This is a genomic window from Blautia luti (assembly GCF_013304735.1).
Classification (GTDB): domain Bacteria; phylum Bacillota; class Clostridia; order Lachnospirales; family Lachnospiraceae; genus Blautia_A.
In genome coordinates this window covers 1-416 of the sequence record NZ_JAAITI010000106.1, presented here as the reverse complement: position 1 = coordinate 416, position 416 = coordinate 1, and the positions used below count along the sequence as shown (strand labels likewise).

The following is a 416-nucleotide window of genomic DNA, read 5'->3' as shown; positions in this document are numbered from 1 at the left end:
ATCCAGAGGAAAATGTTGTAAGTCTCAAATTCATGGAAATTGTTTTTCTGCGTTACCATCGTAATCAGTTCATAGCACAGGACAAATGTGATGATCAGTCCCGCAATGGGGACAATCACCGTTTGGGAAATGTTCTGGATCAGATTGAAGATTCCGGCATTCCATCCCTGCGGTGTCTGTCCCACCTGCCCGGCTATGGTTCCCACCTGCTCATTGACAGACGTGAACATGTTATCCAAACAGGACTTGATAAGCCCGATCAGGATATCCTTTATCGCTTCCGTAATTCTCTCAATGATGGTGTTCATCTACCACTCCTCTTAAGAGAACAATGTTGCCAGCTGTGGAATCAGGGTAGTTCCCAGCAGCATGATTCCGGCACCAGCCATCAGCTGTTTGATGCCCTGGCTCTTAGC

Annotated in this window: 2 protein-coding genes; both read right to left on the bottom strand. The window is 47.1% G+C overall.

The window, feature by feature from the left end; translation table 11 throughout:
• A partial coding sequence (locus G5B06_RS18645; RefSeq protein WP_243875289.1) for a VirB6/TrbL-like conjugal transfer protein, CD1112 family occupies positions 1-308 on the bottom strand: 308 nt, incomplete at its 3' end.
• A gap of 12 nt (positions 309-320) precedes the next feature.
• Positions 321-416, bottom strand: a 96-nt coding sequence (locus tag G5B06_RS18640) for a Maff2 family mobile element protein (protein ID WP_244094596.1), incomplete at its 5' end; no start/stop codon positions are given.